This is a genomic window from Corallococcus sp. AB032C, assembly GCF_003668935.1.
GTDB lineage: Bacteria > Myxococcota > Myxococcia > Myxococcales > Myxococcaceae > Corallococcus > Corallococcus exiguus.
Genome location: NZ_RAWP01000255.1, coordinates 1 through 966 on the forward strand (window position 1 = coordinate 1; position 966 = coordinate 966).

The 966-nt window shown below is 61.9% G+C and carries 2 protein-coding genes; both read right to left on the bottom strand.

Annotated elements, in window-relative coordinates:
* Positions 1 to 36: 36 nt before the first annotated feature.
* Positions 37 to 606 (bottom strand): DUF1629 domain-containing protein, encoded by a 570-nt coding sequence (locus tag D7X99_RS41930; RefSeq protein WP_121782587.1) that lies wholly within the window; start codon positions 604 to 606, stop codon positions 37 to 39.
* Positions 607 to 619: 13 nt separating this feature from the next.
* Positions 620 to 966: AHH domain-containing protein (locus tag D7X99_RS41935; protein WP_199756435.1), on the bottom strand; the 347-nt coding region annotated here is incomplete at its 5' end.

Consider the following 966-nt stretch of genomic DNA (forward strand, 5'->3'; position numbering starts at 1 on the left):
CCATCACCTCTGAAGATTTCCTGCAGCGCCCGGCAATCAGACTTCGGTGAACCGCATTCCCGTGGCGCGGATGCGTTCCAAGGCGAGCTTGATGTCCTCGGAGACGATGAGAGCAATGGACCATCCCCACGTCCTGAATACCTGCGCATCTCCGACCTGGGCTGGATCGATGCGCATGCCGTCGACGTCGCGATACTGGCCCACCCGGTCCGGCCGACCATCTTGAGGCTTCCACCGGATCACCTCTTCGGAAGCTTCGTCATCGATGCAGCGAATGAGCCGGGTTGCCACGAGGATGGCGTACGGCTCTTCATGTCCCTGGACGGCCACGGGAACGAGTTGGATGTCCTGCGCAGCCAGCTCTGAAAAGACAGCTGCGACCCGCGCGCTGACAACGGGCGTACTGAAGCCGGCAAGGGAGAAGTCGAGGGGCGTTCCTGGATGCTCCACGGGAATGCTCAGCGAGTATTGAAGGGGAACCGGCTGGCCCTCTCTGAATGCCCAGGGGTCATCCACTTCGCTCCCCAGCGCGCTCAGGGGAATGCCCAGCTCCCATCGCCCTGGGAGCATGATGTCATCAAGAAGCCGGAAGTAGCGCCGTGGCATGGATGGCTCTGGGTTACTCACTTCGCCTGAGCAGCTTGTGGAGGCCTGAGCCTTGCGTCGTGGCCTCTTGTGCAAGATTTCTGAGCTCGGCGACGAGAACCTCACGGCACTGAGCGACACTTCGACAAGCTCGGGTGGCCTCTTCCAGTCGGTCGTAGACGCGCTGATGGTAGCGCTGAGGATGCGGACCGCGATGGCCAGGAACCTCGACGATGTTCTCCGGGTCCTTCAGCTCCATCCCTGCCTTCTTGAAGATGCGCTGGAAGCGGGGCGTCCACGGTCCGCCGCGATGCGTGGAAACGTTGTTCCTGAGGGTCGCGAGGTGGTGCTTCTGACTTCCATCGCGTGACGACATGGCGA

Bases quoted from the DNA above. Each gene is read 5' to 3' on its own strand.
- D7X99_RS41930 (WP_121782587.1), bottom strand. From the start codon at position 606: ATGCCACGGCGCTACTTCCGGCTTCTTGATGACATCATGCTCCCAGGG.